Source organism: Jeotgalibacillus terrae, from assembly GCF_016908195.1.
In the GTDB taxonomy this organism is placed as follows: domain Bacteria; phylum Bacillota; class Bacilli; order Bacillales; family Jeotgalibacillaceae; genus Jeotgalibacillus; species Jeotgalibacillus terrae.
The window spans coordinates 72,130-87,733 of record NZ_JAFBDK010000012.1 but is presented as its reverse complement, the minus strand read 5'-3'; the positions used below and the strand labels follow the sequence as shown (position 1 = coordinate 87,733).

General features: G+C 41.8%; 15 protein-coding genes. All 15 read right to left on the bottom strand.

What is annotated here, in order from left to right; translation table 11 throughout:
• Positions 1–15: 15 nt before the first annotated feature.
• Positions 16–360: a hypothetical protein gene (locus JOD21_RS12845; RefSeq protein WP_204729995.1), complete on the bottom strand. Its 345-nt coding sequence runs from the start codon at positions 358–360 to the stop codon at positions 16–18.
• Between the two features lie 139 nt (positions 361–499).
• Positions 500–2,020 carry an aldehyde dehydrogenase gene (adh, locus tag JOD21_RS12840; protein WP_204729994.1) on the bottom strand — a complete coding sequence of 507 codons (1,521 nt, stop codon included), beginning with the start codon at positions 2,018–2,020 and terminating at the stop codon, positions 500–502.
• A 206-nt stretch (positions 2,021–2,226) separates the two neighbouring features.
• Entirely contained in the window at positions 2,227–2,661 is a 435-nt protein-coding gene (locus JOD21_RS12835) for a YlbF/YmcA family competence regulator (RefSeq protein ID WP_204729993.1), read from the bottom strand.
• Positions 2,661–4,205 carry a tRNA (N6-isopentenyl adenosine(37)-C2)-methylthiotransferase MiaB gene (miaB, locus tag JOD21_RS12830; RefSeq protein ID WP_204729992.1) on the bottom strand — a complete coding sequence of 515 codons (1,545 nt, stop codon included), beginning with the start codon at positions 4,203–4,205 and terminating at the stop codon, positions 2,661–2,663. Before miaB ends, JOD21_RS12835 begins: the two co-directional genes overlap by 1 nt.
• A 217-nt stretch (positions 4,206–4,422) precedes the next feature.
• Positions 4,423–5,289 (bottom strand): 2-oxoacid:ferredoxin oxidoreductase subunit beta, encoded by an 867-nt coding sequence (locus JOD21_RS12825; protein WP_204729991.1) that lies wholly within the window; start codon positions 5,287–5,289, stop codon positions 4,423–4,425.
• Entirely contained in the window at positions 5,290–7,035 is a 1,746-nt protein-coding gene (locus JOD21_RS12820; RefSeq protein WP_204729990.1) for a 2-oxoacid:acceptor oxidoreductase subunit alpha, read from the bottom strand.
• 190 nt (positions 7,036–7,225) lie between these two features.
• A complete protein-coding gene (locus JOD21_RS12815) occupies positions 7,226–7,486 on the bottom strand; it encodes a stage V sporulation protein S (protein WP_041122465.1) in 261 nt (86 codons plus the stop codon).
• 95 nt (positions 7,487–7,581) lie between these two features.
• Entirely contained in the window at positions 7,582–8,373 is a 792-nt protein-coding gene (locus tag JOD21_RS12810; RefSeq protein WP_204729989.1) for a TIGR00282 family metallophosphoesterase, read from the bottom strand.
• Positions 8,374–8,510: 137 nt separating this feature from the next.
• Complete coding sequence (gene rny / locus JOD21_RS12805; protein WP_204729988.1) at positions 8,511–10,070, bottom strand: ribonuclease Y; 1,560 nt, start codon at positions 10,068–10,070, stop codon at positions 8,511–8,513.
• A gap of 231 nt (positions 10,071–10,301) precedes the next feature.
• Complete coding sequence (gene recA / locus JOD21_RS12800) at positions 10,302–11,360, bottom strand: recombinase RecA (RefSeq protein ID WP_204729987.1); 1,059 nt, start codon at positions 11,358–11,360, stop codon at positions 10,302–10,304.
• Positions 11,361–11,510: 150 nt separating this feature from the next.
• Positions 11,511–12,773, bottom strand: a complete 1,263-nt coding sequence (locus JOD21_RS12795) for a competence/damage-inducible protein A (protein ID WP_204729986.1) — start codon at positions 12,771–12,773, stop codon at positions 11,511–11,513.
• Between the two features lie 12 nt (positions 12,774–12,785).
• The gene (gene pgsA / locus JOD21_RS12790; protein ID WP_204729985.1) at positions 12,786–13,364 is read right to left on the bottom strand and encodes a CDP-diacylglycerol--glycerol-3-phosphate 3-phosphatidyltransferase; all 579 of its coding nucleotides are present in this window, start codon (positions 13,362–13,364) and stop codon (positions 12,786–12,788) included.
• Positions 13,365–13,478: 114 nt separating this feature from the next.
• Complete coding sequence (locus JOD21_RS12785; protein ID WP_204729984.1) at positions 13,479–14,360, bottom strand: helix-turn-helix domain-containing protein; 882 nt, start codon at positions 14,358–14,360, stop codon at positions 13,479–13,481.
• 19 nt (positions 14,361–14,379) lie between these two features.
• Complete coding sequence (locus JOD21_RS12780) at positions 14,380–15,180, bottom strand: DUF3388 domain-containing protein (RefSeq protein WP_041122458.1); 801 nt, start codon at positions 15,178–15,180, stop codon at positions 14,380–14,382.
• 145 nt (positions 15,181–15,325) lie between these two features.
• On the bottom strand, positions 15,326–15,583 hold the full coding sequence (locus JOD21_RS12775; RefSeq protein WP_041122457.1) for a DUF3243 domain-containing protein: 258 nt from the start codon (positions 15,581–15,583) through the stop codon (positions 15,326–15,328).
• Between the last annotated feature and the right edge of the window lie 21 nt (positions 15,584–15,604).

Here is a 15,604-nt window from a genome sequence, read left to right as displayed (position 1 = left end):
TTATTGGAGCTTTACTTAATTATTTATAATTTTTTCATATGCTTCTTTGTCCAAATGAGCTTCTGTTTTGCTTAGAACTGATAACACTTCTTCTCTGTCATTTTCATTTACATAAAATTCGATTAAGTAATGAAAAGTCTCCGAGGAGTCAGCTTCACTTATTGCGTCACGATCAGTTATTACACCAGTTTGAGGTGCTGAGCTTGAGCTGAAGCTTAAAGCCGGTAAAAGGAATGGATTGCGATCTGTATCAGGTATAGCATCAATTCTCGGATCTCTGATTGGACACCTTTGTAAAGATGCCAGAGCTGATTCCGCGTCGCTTTCTGTTTTAAAATACGCCTGTAAGTGATGTTCCATATTACTCCTCCTAATGTTCGATTTACCCATTATTACCCTGCTGGTGTTTCTTTAAACTATTGAAAGCAGCTTAAGGATTGATATTTTGGATATCATCATAAAAGCCGGGACCACTTTTTAGTGATCCCGGCTTCTAATTTTAAAAGAATCCAAGTTTTTTCGGGCTGTAGCTGACAAGCATGTTTTTTGTCTGCTGATAATGATCAAGCATCATTTTATGATTCTCACGACCGATACCTGACATTTTATATCCGCCAAATGCTGCGTGCGCAGGATATTGGTGGTAACAGTTTGTCCACACACGCCCTGCCTGGATGCCTCTTCCGAATCTGTAGGCTGTATTCACATTTCGCGTCCAGATGCCTGCACCCAGACCGTAGAGCGTATCATTCGCTATTTTCATCGCTTCTTCATCGTCTTTAAATGTTGTCACAGATAGAACAGGTCCAAAAATTTCCTCCTGGAAGATCCTCATATCATTTGTACCTTTGAAGATTGTTGGCTGAATGTAATATCCTTCAGCGAACTCACCTTCTTTTTTATTAATATCTCCACCAGTGACCAGTTCAGCACCTTCTTCTTTACCAATTTGAAGATAGGATTGAATTTTTTCCATTTGTTCTGTTGAAGCCTGTGCACCCATCATTGTATTAGGATCGAGCGGGTTACCAGTATTAATTTCTTTAACCCTCTTTACTACTCTTTCCATGAATGCATCATAAATATCTTCATGAACCAGTGCGCGCGAAGGACATGTACAAACTTCACCCTGGTTTAGAGCAAACATGAGTAAGCCTTCAACGGCTTTGTCGACAAATTCATCATCCTGATCCATAATATCTTTAAAGAAAATGTTCGGTGATTTACCACCAAGTTCAAGCGTTACAGGAATCAGGTTTTGTGAAGCATATTCCATAATCATTCTGCCGGTAGTTGTTTCCCCTGTGAACGCAATCTTTGCAATACGTTTACTTGAAGCCAGCGGTTTACCTGCTTCAAGTCCAAATCCATTGACGATATTTACGACACCCTTAGGAAGAAGATCTCCTACAAGTTCCATCAATACCAGAATAGATGATGGCGTCTGCTCAGCAGGCTTCAACACGACACAGTTACCTGCAGCAAGAGCCGGAGCAAGCTTCCAGATCGCCATTAATAACGGGAAGTTCCATGGAATAATCTGACCTACTACCCCAAGCGGCTCGTGGAAGTGATAAGCCACAGTATCATGATCAATCTCTCCAAGCGTTCCTTCCTGTGCACGAATTACACCTGCAAAGTATCTGAAGTGATCAATCGCCAGAGGCAGATCGGCATTCAGTGTTTCTCGAACGGCTTTACCATTTTCCCACGTTTCAGCAACTGCGAGCATTTCAAGATTTTCTTCCATGCGGTCTGCAATTTTGTTTAAAATGACTGACCTTTCTGTAACTGACGTTTTACCCCAGACATCTTTAGCAGCATGTGCAGCATCCAGCGCTTTTTCGATGTCTTCTTCAGTTGACCTTGCCACCTGACAGAAAACTTTTCCGTCTACCGGAGATGGATTATCAAAATACTGCCCCTTAACCGGAGCAACCCATTCCCCTCCTATGTAATTCTCATATTTATCTTTAAAGTTTACTAATGAACCATCAGTATTCGGATTTGCATATGTCATGTTTATTCCCCCTGTTTTTTCAGCTTTCTTCCCTTTAATTAAAACAACGGCCCTCCTTTTTGTAATCGCTTACATTTATACAGTTAAAATAATGACTTTTTTAAGCCATACCTCATTTTTATCAAATATTATGATCATTGTCAATTTTCTGAACATAATATCATAAAAAAGCAGCAGGGAAATCGTAACCCTGCCGCTTTTTACCATTATGAACAGCTGCCGCCTGCACCATTTTGAACCTGTGCTCCTGTTTCACCTTTTAGTACATCTCCGCCTGTCTGACGGATAATTTCGTCCGTTACCGTATTGGATACCGTGTTAGCAACCATTTGCAGAAGATCATTCACTTCAGTCTGCGATTGTTTAAATTCCTGTACAATCGGAATCTCATCAATTTCTTTTTCAACTTTTTCAATCTTTGCTTCGATCATCTTAAGTGCTTCGTGCTTACCGTAATGCTGAAAGTTAACAGCTTGTTTTTGAAGACTTTTCAAGCTTGCAATTTTTTCTCTGATTTTCTGGTTTTCCTGAATCTGAGCTTCCGCACGCTTAAAGAAGTCCACTTCTTCAGTCTCTGTAATCATTTGTGCAAGATCTTTAGCTTTTGCGATAATTTCTTTTTTTGTATATTTCTTTTCCATTATCCATTCACCCCTGCTGGTTCTTCTGCTGTGACCAATTCACCATTCAGGCTCCAGGTTTTAGCATCTGTTATTTTTACCATGACTCTGTTTCCGACAATTTGTTTTGGACCCCTGAAGTTAACAAGTTTACTTGTTCTTGTATAGCCGGAAAGCACTTCAGGATTTTTTCTGCTTTCCCCTTCTACAAGCACTTCCATTGTTTGTCCTTCAAGATTCTTCATTGCTTTTAATGACATTTCATTTACTAAGTTATTTAAGCGCTGCAGACGCTCTTTTTTAACTTCCATTGGCACATTATCTTTCATACGCGCAGCAGGTGTTCCTTCACGCGGAGAATAAATATAAGTAAAGGCTGTTTCAAAACCAACTTCTTTATAAAGTGATAATGTTTCTTCAAACTGTGCTTCCGTTTCATTCGGGAAGCCGACAATAATATCAGTCGTTAATACAGCACCAGGAATGGCTTTTTTGATTTTAGCTGCAAGCGTCAGGAATTGTTCACGCGTATATTTTCTCGCCATTAACTTCAGAACTTCCGAAGACCCGTGCTGCACCGGTAAATGGATATGCTCTACCAAGTTACCGCCTTTTGCAAGTACTTCAATCAGATAATCATCAAAGTCTCTCGGGTGACTTGTTGTGAACCTGATTCTTGGAATATCAATTTTACGGAGTTCATCCATCAGCTGACCAAGCCCATAATCCATATCCTTTAAATCTTTTCCGTATGCATTTACGTTTTGGCCCAGCAGTGTAATCTCCTGATATCCCTGTGCAGCAAGGTGTCTGACTTCCTGAATAATGTCTTCAGGCCTCCTGCTTCGCTCTTTCCCTCTTGTATAAGGGACAATACAATAGGTACAGAACTTATCACAGCCATACATGATATTAACCCAGCCCTTGATCGCACCTTTTCTTACTTTCGGAAGGTTTTCAATGACGTCTCCTTCTTTGGACCATACTTCAATCACCATTTCTTTACTCATATATGCTTCATTCAGAATGTTAGGGAGCCTGTGAATGTTATGAGTACCGAAAATCATATCGATGTGCGGATGCGTTTTAAGTATTTTGTTGACGACTGATTCTTCCTGGGACATACACCCACAAACACCGATTAGTAAATCCGGCCTTTCAAGTTTCAGTGGTTTCAGATGCCCGATTTCACCAAACACTTTATTTTCAGCGTTTTCACGAATCGCGCATGTGTTCAGTAAAATGACGTCCGCATCTTCTGTCGTGTCAGTTGCTTCATACCCAAGCTGGAGGAAGATCCCCGCCATAACCTCGGTATCATGTTCATTCATCTGACAGCCATACGTGCGAATATAGAATTTTCTGCCTTCGCCCATCCCTTGAAGTTTCTCATCTATTTTAAAATCTTCATGATAGTTTACATCTTCTTTACCGCGTCTTTTGGCATCTTTTAACGATGGCGGGCTGTAGACAGTCTGGAAGTATTGACTGTAGTCTTTTTCCTTTTTCTGTCCAGGAGATGTCTGAGTAGCCTCTTGACTGGCAAGTCGCTGCTCTTCATTCATCTGAAATGTCCCCTTTCTATCTGAATGATCCTGAATGCTTTTAAAACCCGAAGCGGGTATCAGGACCTTTATATTCATGTAAAAAACCCATGTTATCTAAGTATAAATGGTAAGTGACTGACTGACAACATTCTCCTTACTGTTGTCGCCAAATTGACTCAATTAGCTGGACTAACGTTTTAAAAAGCGCACGCTGCCTGAGCGTGCGCTTAAAAATTTACATAAATTCTTTCACCAGATGATTAAAATAATCCTCATCTAAGTTCAGGTTCTGATGGCTTAACGGTTTTTCATCATACCCGTCAATCAACTCCTGGTAAGAAGGCTGTTCAGAATCATGATAAATCAGGCCTGTTACAAGGCCATCATGCTTCATTAACATCTGCATTGCCGATTCTTTATTGCCGTGATCGTAATCTTCAATATCTGAAAGTTTCACCAGATTTTCTTTAAACCAGTCATAAGTATTGACTTTATTATAAGTCACACAAGGGCTGAATACGTTAATTAATGAGAACCCCTTATGGTTGAGCCCCTGTTCAATCAGACTTGTCAGTTCTTTTAGATCAGACGAAAAACCCTGGGCTACAAAAGTTGCACCGGATGTTAATGCCATTTCCATCGGGTTAATAGATGGTTCAATCGCGCCCTTCGGTGTTGACTTGGTTTTAAAACCTGCAGAAGATCTTGGAGATGTTTGTCCTTTAGTTAACCCGTATATCTGGTTATCCATCACAATGTAGGTCATATCAATGTTTCTTCTGATTGCATGAATTGTATGACCAAGGCCAATGGCGAACCCGTCACCATCCCCGCCTGAGGCGATGACTGTCAGGTCACGGTTAGCCATTTTCACTCCCTGAGCCAGCGGCAGCGCGCGGCCGTGAATACTATGGAAACCATAAGAATTAATATAACCTGAAATACGTCCGGAGCAACCGATTCCTGATACGACTGCCAGATTTTCTGGTGTCAGTCCAACGTTTGCTGAAGCGCGCTGTATAGCTGCCTGCACTGAGAAATCCCCGCAGCCGGGACACCAGTTTGGTTTTACGTTATTTCTAAAATCTTTAAATGTCACCATTTATATCAGCTCCTTTGTTAACAGCTCAACCTCAGATGGCAGAAATGGTGTACCGTCATATTTTTTTAAGCTGTGAATTTTTGCAGCCATACCAACATTCATTTTAATCAGCGATGCAAGTTGACCTGTAGCATTATGTTCAGCTACCACAACTTTTTTCGCACTTTCCATTAAAGGCAATAATTTATCCGCCGGGAACGGATGCATCAGCCTGATATGTGCATGATTGACTTTCAGACCGTCTGCTTCAAGTCTTTGCTGCGCTTCTTCTAAAGCTCCTCTGGTGGAATTAAAACCAATTAACAAAATGTCTGCTTCGCCGTGCTTGGCATTATCAATATCTACCGCTTTATGAAGTTCCACATGCTCAAGTTTTCTCATCCGTTTATCCATTTGCATCTGACGGTTTAAAGAGGATTCAGACGGTTTACCTGTCTCATCGTGCTCTACACCTGTAACGTGATGAATACCGTTTTTCATCCCTGGAAGTACACGCTTTGACACACCATCTTCTGTGAGTTCATAACGTTTAAAATACTGTTTCGGTTCGAGTTCATCAAGTTCACCTTCATCTGAAACGAGTTTACCGCGGCCAATTTGAACTTTAGCGTAATTGAGCGGATCTACAGACTGCTTTCCTAATGAAAGCTGCAGGTCTGATAACACAATAACCGGACACTGATAAGTTTCTGCAAGGTTGAACGCGTCAATCGTGTCATAGAATGCCTCTTCAGCGGTACTTGGAGCAAGTACGATCTTCGGGATATCTCCGTGTGAGCCATAGATCATCTGCATAAGGTCAGATTGTTCCTGCTTTGTGGGCAGCCCAGTGGATGGGCCGCCACGCTGTGTATCAATAATCACCAACGGCTGCTCCGTCATACCTGACAGACCAATTGATTCCATCATCAGTGAGAGACCTGGGCCTGCTGAAGCTGTCAACGCTCTGACGCCTGCATAGTTAGAACCGATTGCCATCGTTGCGGCTGCGATTTCATCTTCAGTCTGAATGACTGCTCCGCCGAGCGCAGGCAGTTTTTTAATCAGATACTCCATAATCTCAGAAGCCGGAGTAATTGGATATGCCGCCATGAATCTTACGCCTGCTGCTATAGCACCAAGTGCAATGGCGTCATTACCGATCATATACATGCGCTGAATGCCATCAGCTTCAGCGAGTTTATGTGAACCTCTCTTTTCACCAAGCAGTTCAGAAGCTGACCTAAAGCCCGCTTCAATCGCCTCCATGTTTTTCTGGACGACGACTTCCCCTTTTCTTTTAAATGTCTCCTGCAATACCCCTGTGAATACTGCGACCGGGAGATCCATGATTGCACACGTCGACCCAATTGCAACCATGTTTTTCATCAGGGAGGTACCCAGGCCGGACGCAATTTCTGTAAATGGAACGATAATCAGCTCCGCCTGACAATCATCAGGGTTAACGGGCTTAAATTTTGCATCAGCAATAATAATTCCGCCTGATCCCATTTCATGATAATTAACATCGATTGTTTCCTGATCAAAAGCTACTAATATATCAAGACGGTCTTCTACCGCTCTTACTCGTTTTGTACTCACTCTGATTTTATTATTTGTATGACCGCCTTTAATTCTTGAAGAAAAGTGACGGTATCCATACAGGAAGTAACCAAGACGGTTCATAGCCATAGAGAAGATTTCCCCGGTACTCTCGATTCCTTCTCCCTGCTGTCCGCCTACTTTCCAGGAAAGCTGCTGTTTCATATTTTATCTCTCCTTAAACTTACGCATTATGTATAAATTCATCATTGATCATTCTATCATGTTTAAAGGGCAGAGACACCTTTTAAACAGGCCTGAAGACAAATTCAACCCTTAGAACGAAAATTAGTTGACATAATATATTTATCGTACACAAAGAAGCTGTGACGATATCGTCACAGCTTCTTTACATCTAACGGGGTTCAATAATTAATTTGATGGCGGTTCTTTCTTCACCTTCGATCTGAATATCTGTAAAAGCAGGTATACAGATCAGATCAATGCCGGACGGAGCTACAAAACCACGTGAAATTGCCACTGCTTTTACTGCCTGATTCAGCGCTCCAGCTCCGATCGCCTGCACTTCGACGAATCCTTTTTCTCTTAACACTCCTGCTAATGCTCCTGCCACTGAATTTGGATTCGATTTGGATGATACTTTTAATACATTCAACTGCAGTTCTCCCTTCCTCAACCGCTAACGTATGCTAGTGTCCATTCACTATATTCTGAATCAGGGGAAGTTATGCAGGATTGCGGGAAACTCAATTAAAATGGATGGTCCTCATTAATTAATAATCTTTCAATTGATTCCGCCTTGCCCGTTTTACGGTTCAGACTAATCAGACAGCCGCTTAGTATCGCGCGCCCGGTCTTAGGTACCTCGAAGCGTGAAGGAAGACCTGTAACAAATCTTTTTAATACGGCCTCTCTCTCCATACCCAGGATGGCATCATATGGTCCTGTCATTCCTACATCTGATAAGTATGCAGTACCCTCAGGAAGAATACGGTTATCAGCAGTCTGAACGTGTGTATGTGTTCCAACGACTGCAGATGCTTTACCATCGAGATACCAGCCCATCGCCTGCTTCTCGCTTGTAGCTTCAGCATGAAAGTCTACAAATACAAAAGGAGTCTGTCTTTTCGCTTCTGTAACAGCCTGCCTTACAGCCGGAAATGGATCATCAACCGGGTTCATAAAAGTCCTGCCTAATGCATTTACAACAGCAACTTCTGCACTACCTGCCTGAAAATAGCGAATCCCTTTTCCGGGCGTGCCTTTTGGATAATTTAGAGGTCTTACAAGCTGATCAGCTTTATCTATAAAGTTAAAAAGATCTTTATTGTCCCACGTATGATTTCCCAATGTGATGATATCTGCTCCTGCACTAAGGAGCTGATCATAAATTTTTTGCGTAATACCTCTGCCTGATGCAGCATTTTCACCATTTACGATCGTAATATCAGGACTATGTCTTTCTTTTAGCTGAGGAAGATACTCTTCAACCATTTCTCTTCCGGGTGAACCTACTACATCTCCAATAAAAAGTAATTTCATGTTATGCCTCTTTCTTCGTTTACTTTATTCAGCTAAACTTTAGCACGATTAAAGACGGGTTTCAACTTCACTAAAGCATATAAGTCCTGAGCCCGCACAAAAAAATAGCGTTGCACCTAAAAGGCACAACGCTATTTTTATTTTGCGTATTCTACTGCTCTTGTTTCCCGAATCACTGTTACTTTGATGTGACCTGGATAATTAAGCTCTTCTTCAATTTGCTTTCGGATATCTCTTGCAAGGCGATGAGCAGTTAAATCATCGATCTGTTCAGGTCGCACCATGATACGAATTTCTCTACCTGCCTGAATCGCGAATGACTTCTCTACACCTTCATATCCTTCTGAGATCTCCTCAAGCCGCTCAAGGCGTCTGATATAGTTCTCAAGTGTTTCACTTCTTGCACCAGGGCGCGCTGCTGAGAGGGCATCTGCAGCAGCAACCAGTACTGCGATAACAGATGTTGCTTCATAATCTCCGTGGTGAGAAGCGATACTGTTAATGACAACAGGGTGTTCTTTATATTTCGTAGCAAGCTCAACGCCAATTTCAACATGGCTTCCTTCTACTTCATGGTCGATTGCTTTCCCGATATCATGCAGTAGTCCTGCTCTTCTTGCAAGTGCTACATCTTCACCAAGTTCTGCTGCGAGCAGACCTGAGAGATATGCAACTTCAGTTGAATGCTTCAGAACATTCTGGCCATAACTCGTACGATATTTTAACCTTCCGAGAATCTTAATCAGATCCGGGTGGAGGCCGTGAACGCCGATATCAAATGTCGTCTGTTCACCAATCTCACGAATATGTTCATCCACTTCACGTCTTGCCTTATCAACCATTTCCTCAATTCTTGCTGGATGAATACGTCCGTCCTGAACAAGTTTTTCGAGGGCAATTCTTGCTGTTTCTCTTCTGATCGGATCAAATCCTGATAAAATAACCGCTTCCGGCGTATCATCAATAATCAGATCGATACCTGTCAGTGTTTCTAGTGTTCTGATGTTTCGTCCTTCTCTTCCGATGATGCGTCCTTTCATTTCATCATTCGGCAGATTTACGACGGAAACAGTGGTTTCAGCTACATGGTCTGCCGCACATCTCTGAATTGCCAGTGAAAGTAATTCTCTTGCTTTCTTCTCTGACTCTTCTTTTGCGCGGTTTTCCTGTTCCTTCACCATAATTGCAATGTCCTGTGACAGTTCTTTCTCAACCTGATCCAGTATAATGGCCTTCGCTTCTTCGCGCGTCAGACCGGATACACGTTCAAGTTCAAGCTCTTGCTTTTGAACCATCTCCTCCACTTTGCTTTCCATCTCTTCAATATGTTGTTGTCTTTCATGCAAAGACTGATCTTTGCGTTCCTGCATAGACTCCCGCTTATTAAGCGAGTCATCTTTTCGATCCAGATTTTCTTCCCGCTGCATCAGGCGGTTCTCCTGCTTTTGCAACTCATTTCTGCGTTCACGAAGTTCTGCTTCAATTTCTGAACGAAGCTTATGATTCTCGTCTTTCGCTTCAAGCAGTGCTTCTTTCTTCAGTGCTTCTGCTTCGCGTTTCCCGTTAGCCAGGATTTGTTCTACAGTACCTTTTGCACCGCCGACTTTAGCATCCATCATGAATTTGTGAATCAAATACCCAACAATCACACCGACGATAATGCCAATCAAAATGAAGGTGATTTCGAGTCCTTCCATCGTATTCACCTCCTCTTGCTATTTTCTTTTCACACTTTGTCTTTTCAGGATCTCCTGAATGTCTTCAGAAGACTTCATGACATTTACTAATCAATTAGAAAAATTGAAAAATATACAATCTTAATTTTAAGTCTGCAAATTTTCATTGTCAAGTAACCTAGAATAATCTGCCTCATAAGTTTTCATAAGAAAAGAGACAGGAATCATTTTCCTGCCTCTTTTTTACAATATTTACTCTTCATCAAGCAGATTGAAATCTTCAGCCTCTGCTTCATTCTTTTCATTTTCAGGCGCTTTGTGAGCCTGATCCATACCGTGATGCTCACGGATTTTGAGAAGGATCTGCTGACGAAGTTCCGTATTTTCTTTCAGGAACTGCTTCGCATTTTCTCTTCCCTGTCCAAGACGTTCTCCTTCGTAAGAGTACCATGAACCGCTCTTTTGAACGATGTCTGCCTCTGAACCAAGGTCAATGATTTCTCCTTCTTTAGAAATCCCTTCCCCGTACATAATATCAACTTCTGCAATACGGAATGGCGGTGCAACCTTATTTTTGACAACTTTAATACGCGTTTTGTTACCCACCATGTCATTACCCTGCTTCAATGTTTCAGCACGGCGCACGTCAAGACGGACAGATGAATAGAATTTAAGCGCGCGTCCACCAGGTGTTGTTTCAGGACTGCCGAACATCACGCCGACTTTTTCACGGATCTGGTTAATAAAGATTGCGATTGTATTCGATTTGCTGATTGCACCTGAAAGTTTTCTGAGGGCCTGAGACATCAGTCTTGCCTGAAGACCGACATGGGAATCACCCATTTCGCCTTCGATTTCTGCTTTAGGAACAAGTGCTGCTACTGAATCGACAATAACGATTTCAACTGCGCCACTTCTTACTAATGCTTCAGCGATCTCAAGTGCCTGTTCGCCGGTATCCGGCTGGGATAACAGAAGCTCATCTATATTTACACCCAGTTTTTGAGCATAAACCGGGTCAAGCGCATGTTCTGCGTCTATAAAAGCAGCCTGACCGCCATTTGCCTGAACTTCAGCAATTGCGTGCAGTGCTACTGTTGTTTTACCTGAACTTTCAGGACCGTAAATTTCAATTACACGTCCACGTGGATAACCGCCAACACCAAGTGCTGCATCTAAAGATACAGAACCACTTGATACAGTGTTAACTCTTCTGTCAGTCTGTTCTCCAAGCTTCATAATAGAACCTTTTCCGAACTGTTTTTCTATTTGCTTAAGCGCCATATCTAGCGCTGCCTGACGATCACTCACATAAATTCCTCCTTTAATATAGACGCCTTAGATGACGTCTCATAACCTAACTCTACTATACTCCTTTTGCGAACAGATAACAAGCAAAAAGCGAACATTTATTCGCATTTTTTTATAAAAGCAGACTTATGCCTTCACGCTGAGTAAAACTTATTTATTTTCACTTACGAACGGCCCTTTGTTTTGCTCAAGAAGCTGAATGAGGGCATACATTCCGTGTTTTACTGCTCTGATTCTTTTGAAATTACGATCACCCTTCAGCGTAACCATAAAGGAAGATACCGTTTCTTTGTAGGAGACACCTATCCAGACTGTACCTTCAGCAATCCCATTATCATCTCCAGGTCCGGCAACACCTGTAAAACTGATACCTATATCGCTTGAGAACCGCTCCTGTACTTTGATTGCCATATTCTCAGCACATGCTCTGCTGACTGCCCCGTACTGTGTAAGAAGATCTCCGGGCACGTCAAGAACCTGTTCTTTTATATTGTTATTATATACTGTCAGGCTTCCCGAGAGATATTGACTCGCACCGGGAATAGACGCGAGTTCAGAGGAAAACAAGCCGGCAGTCAGGCTTTCTGCTGAAGCTATTGTAAGACCTTTTTCTGTAAGCAATTCAGAGGTTTTATACAGCAGATTATGAGCGTCATAGCCGTAGCAGAATTCCCCTACTCTTTGTTCAAGCTTATGAATCATATCATTTACTAGTTTTCGTCCTGTTTCTTCGTCATCACTTGAAGAAGTGATTCTGAGTGTTACTTCCCCATCTTCAGCTAACGGTGCAACCGTCGGGTTCGTCTGTTGATCCAGAATATCTTCAATTCGTGACTCGAGCTCAGCTTCCCCTATTCCGAAAAACCTCATTACTTTCGAATAAATTAAACGGCTGCTGTTATTGGTATTTAAGTAAGGAAGCAGCTGATTTGCAACCATCGGCCTCATTTCTCTCGGAGGACCTGGAAGGAGAACATAAGTGATTCCCTGTTTTCGGGCAACCATTCCTGGCGCCATTCCATAAAAGTTAAACAGTACGTGACTGCCTTCTAATACAAGTGCCTGTTTTTTGTTGTTATCAGTCATTGGTTTACCGACCTGAATATAATACTGCTCTATTGCCTCCAGAGATTTTTCATCATATGAAAGACTGCAGCCAATATGAGCGGCTGCAGTTTCCTTTGTCAGATCATCTTTTGTTGGACCGAGTCCACCGGTAATCACAATTAAATCAGAGCGGCTTTCTGCAGTTTCAAGCGTTTTTAAGAGCCGGTTCTTGTTGTCACCAATAACCGTATGATAATAGACATTGATCCCTGACTCTGCAAATCTTGCAGAGATGTACTGCGCATTCGTATTGGCAATCTGTCCTAAAAGCAGTTCTGACCCTACTGCAATTATTTCTGCATTCATCAAACCATCTCCTTACTTGGAGTCGCGGAAAGCTCCCCAGTTTTTAACAAAATAATCCACACCTGACCAGACTGTAAAGATCGCAGCGATATAAAGTGTAATGATATCAAACGGGATATTAAACATCGTAAAGAATATGTTGTGCAGCAGCAGAGCAGAAATCGCAACAATCTGCATCCACATTTTAATTTTACCGAGCATGGCAGCAGCATGTACTTCTCCAGAGCCTGCTAGAACGAGTCTGAGACCGGTAATAGCAAACTCACGTGAGATAATCAGGATCACAATCCATGATGGGGCCATTTGAAGCTCAACCAGAATAATGAGTGCTGCAGAAACGAGCAGTTTATCTGCAAGCGGATCAAGGAATTTCCCCAGGTTTGTCACCTGGTTAAACTTTCTCGCATAATAACCGTCAACCCAGTCAGTAGATGCTGCAAAAATAAATATAAGTGCTCCGATCAAATGGCTGACAGGCATGTCAGCGCCAAGCAAAGTAATGTCTCCCCAATTAAAATCAACTAGCATAATAATCATAAATAACGGAATAAGAAAAATTCTCGATATCGTAATTTTATTCGGTGTATTCATAAAACCTCTCCTCTTATATCCTGTAATTTCTTATTATTAAATCATTTCCTTATTTATTATGTAAACAAACCCTGATCAAAAAAATAGTCATCGCACTGGATGACTATTTATTGATTATGAAGGGTTTTGTACCTGGAATACCATATTTTGAGGAGTGACATCAGTTAAGCCGAACTCAACCTGTTCACCGTTAATTTCCACAGTCGTACCTGGAACACTGCCAATTCTTAACCTGAACCAGTCAAGTTCAGCTGCGTCAAATGTGTACGTGCCGGAAATTTCTTCTCCTACAAGCTGTTTGCCTGACTGATCTGTAATACCTAACCAGGTTGTATTCGTATTGATCGTTACTGTCAGACCTTCAGTAGAAGTCACCTGAAAGTTTGTTGTCTCGCCCTCTGTACCCGTGCTCTCAATCGTCAGAGGCGGCGTTTCAGGCTCTTCTGGCGGCTGTTCAGCTTCCACAGGTTCTTCTGCCGTGTCCACACTATCACTTTCAGGGCTGTTTTCCTGATCTTCAGCACTGTCTTCAGGCTGATCAAGAGAAACCGGTTCTTCCTGCTGCACTTCTTCATTTTCAGCTGGCTCCTGGGCATCTGATGCCATGAATGTCTGAACAAGATAATACGCCAGGACAAAAATTCCAATCACAAAGATCGTCATCACTGCCGTTGGGATAAACCTGAAAGCAGCAGAAGATTTTTTGCTTGGACCTCTTGTTTTGACTCTGGAAAGCTGTGAGGGGACATTGTCATCATGATTAGATGGAATGTCTTTTGAATAAGTCTCAAAAAGTTCCTCTGCATCAAGACCAACAGCCTCGGCATACTGCTTAATAAAAGCCCTGACATAAAATGCTCCGGGCATCATTGAATAATCTCCTTCTTCAATTCCCTGGAGATATCTTTTTTGTATTTTCGTTAAGCCTTGAAGCTCTTCTAAAGAGTACCCTTTTGACTCTCTTGCTTCTTTAAGTCGGCTTCCTAGTTCTGTCAATGTTTACACCTGCCAATACTTAAAATTCAAATTCCCCAAAATCGCCGAAATCAGATCCGCTGAACATTGTATTCTTATGCATTAATTCGTATGTAATTTCTTCATCCGGATCATGTCTCAGCTCTATAATATAATCGAAATCCTCAATGGTATATTCGCTGTTTTCAACAAATATATCGGGATGTTCAATTACTTTTATTGATGGCATCCGCATAATTTCACGGACTAATTGCCAGTGTTTTTCTGATGCACGTCTGGTCGATACGACCCCATCAATAATAAACAAATTATTTTCATTGTATTCATCTTCAATTAATTTATCACGAACAGTCTGTTTTAATAATGTAGATGAGACGAACAGCCATTTTTTATTCGCACATACACTTGCCGCTACAATGGATTCTGTTTTCCCTACTCTAGGCAGACCGCGGATTCCAATCAACTTATGGCCATCCTGTTTGTATAGCTCTGCCATAAAATCAACCAGTAAGCCAAGTTCATCACGGATAAACCTAAACGTTTTTTTGTCATCTGCATCCCTTTGTATATATCTGCCATGACGGACTGCCATTCTGTCACGCAGTTTCGGTTCTCTTAGTTTAGTCATTTGAATCGTATCCATTGTTCTTAGGATCAGTTCAAGCCTGACAATCTGCTCATCGCTCCGGGCTAACAGCAGCATACCTCTGCGACCCTCATCGACACCATTAATCGTCACGATATTGATTGAAAGCATCCCCAGAAGGGAAGAAATATCACCAAGCAGACCGGGACGGTTTTTTTGAATTTCATACTCGAGATACCATTCCTTTTTCTCCATGGTGCCAGCTCCTTAATATAAAAACTTTCCTATCTATATCGTTAATAATAAAGCATTTACATGGAATAGAAAAGGAAAAACAAAAAATGCTTCGAAATAAGCAGAAAAATGCCTTCCTTTGTCGACAGGAAGGCATTTTTAAAGATTAATGACTGACAGAACCGCCGGCTAAACGGATCATCAGATTAGCAAGTACATGCTGCTCATTTTCATCTGCAGCTTTCCATAGATCAGCAAGTACTCTTTCCTGCTCATTTTTAGGATCCACATTTTTAGCTAAATAATCCCCGATCTGAAATGCTACCTCTGACATTTTCTCTTTTTCCATACCGGTTTTCTGAGCAGTAATCACTTTTTCACCAAGGAAGTCTTTCCACTGTTGCCAGTTATCAAGAATTGACATATATACTCCTCCTTTACTGAT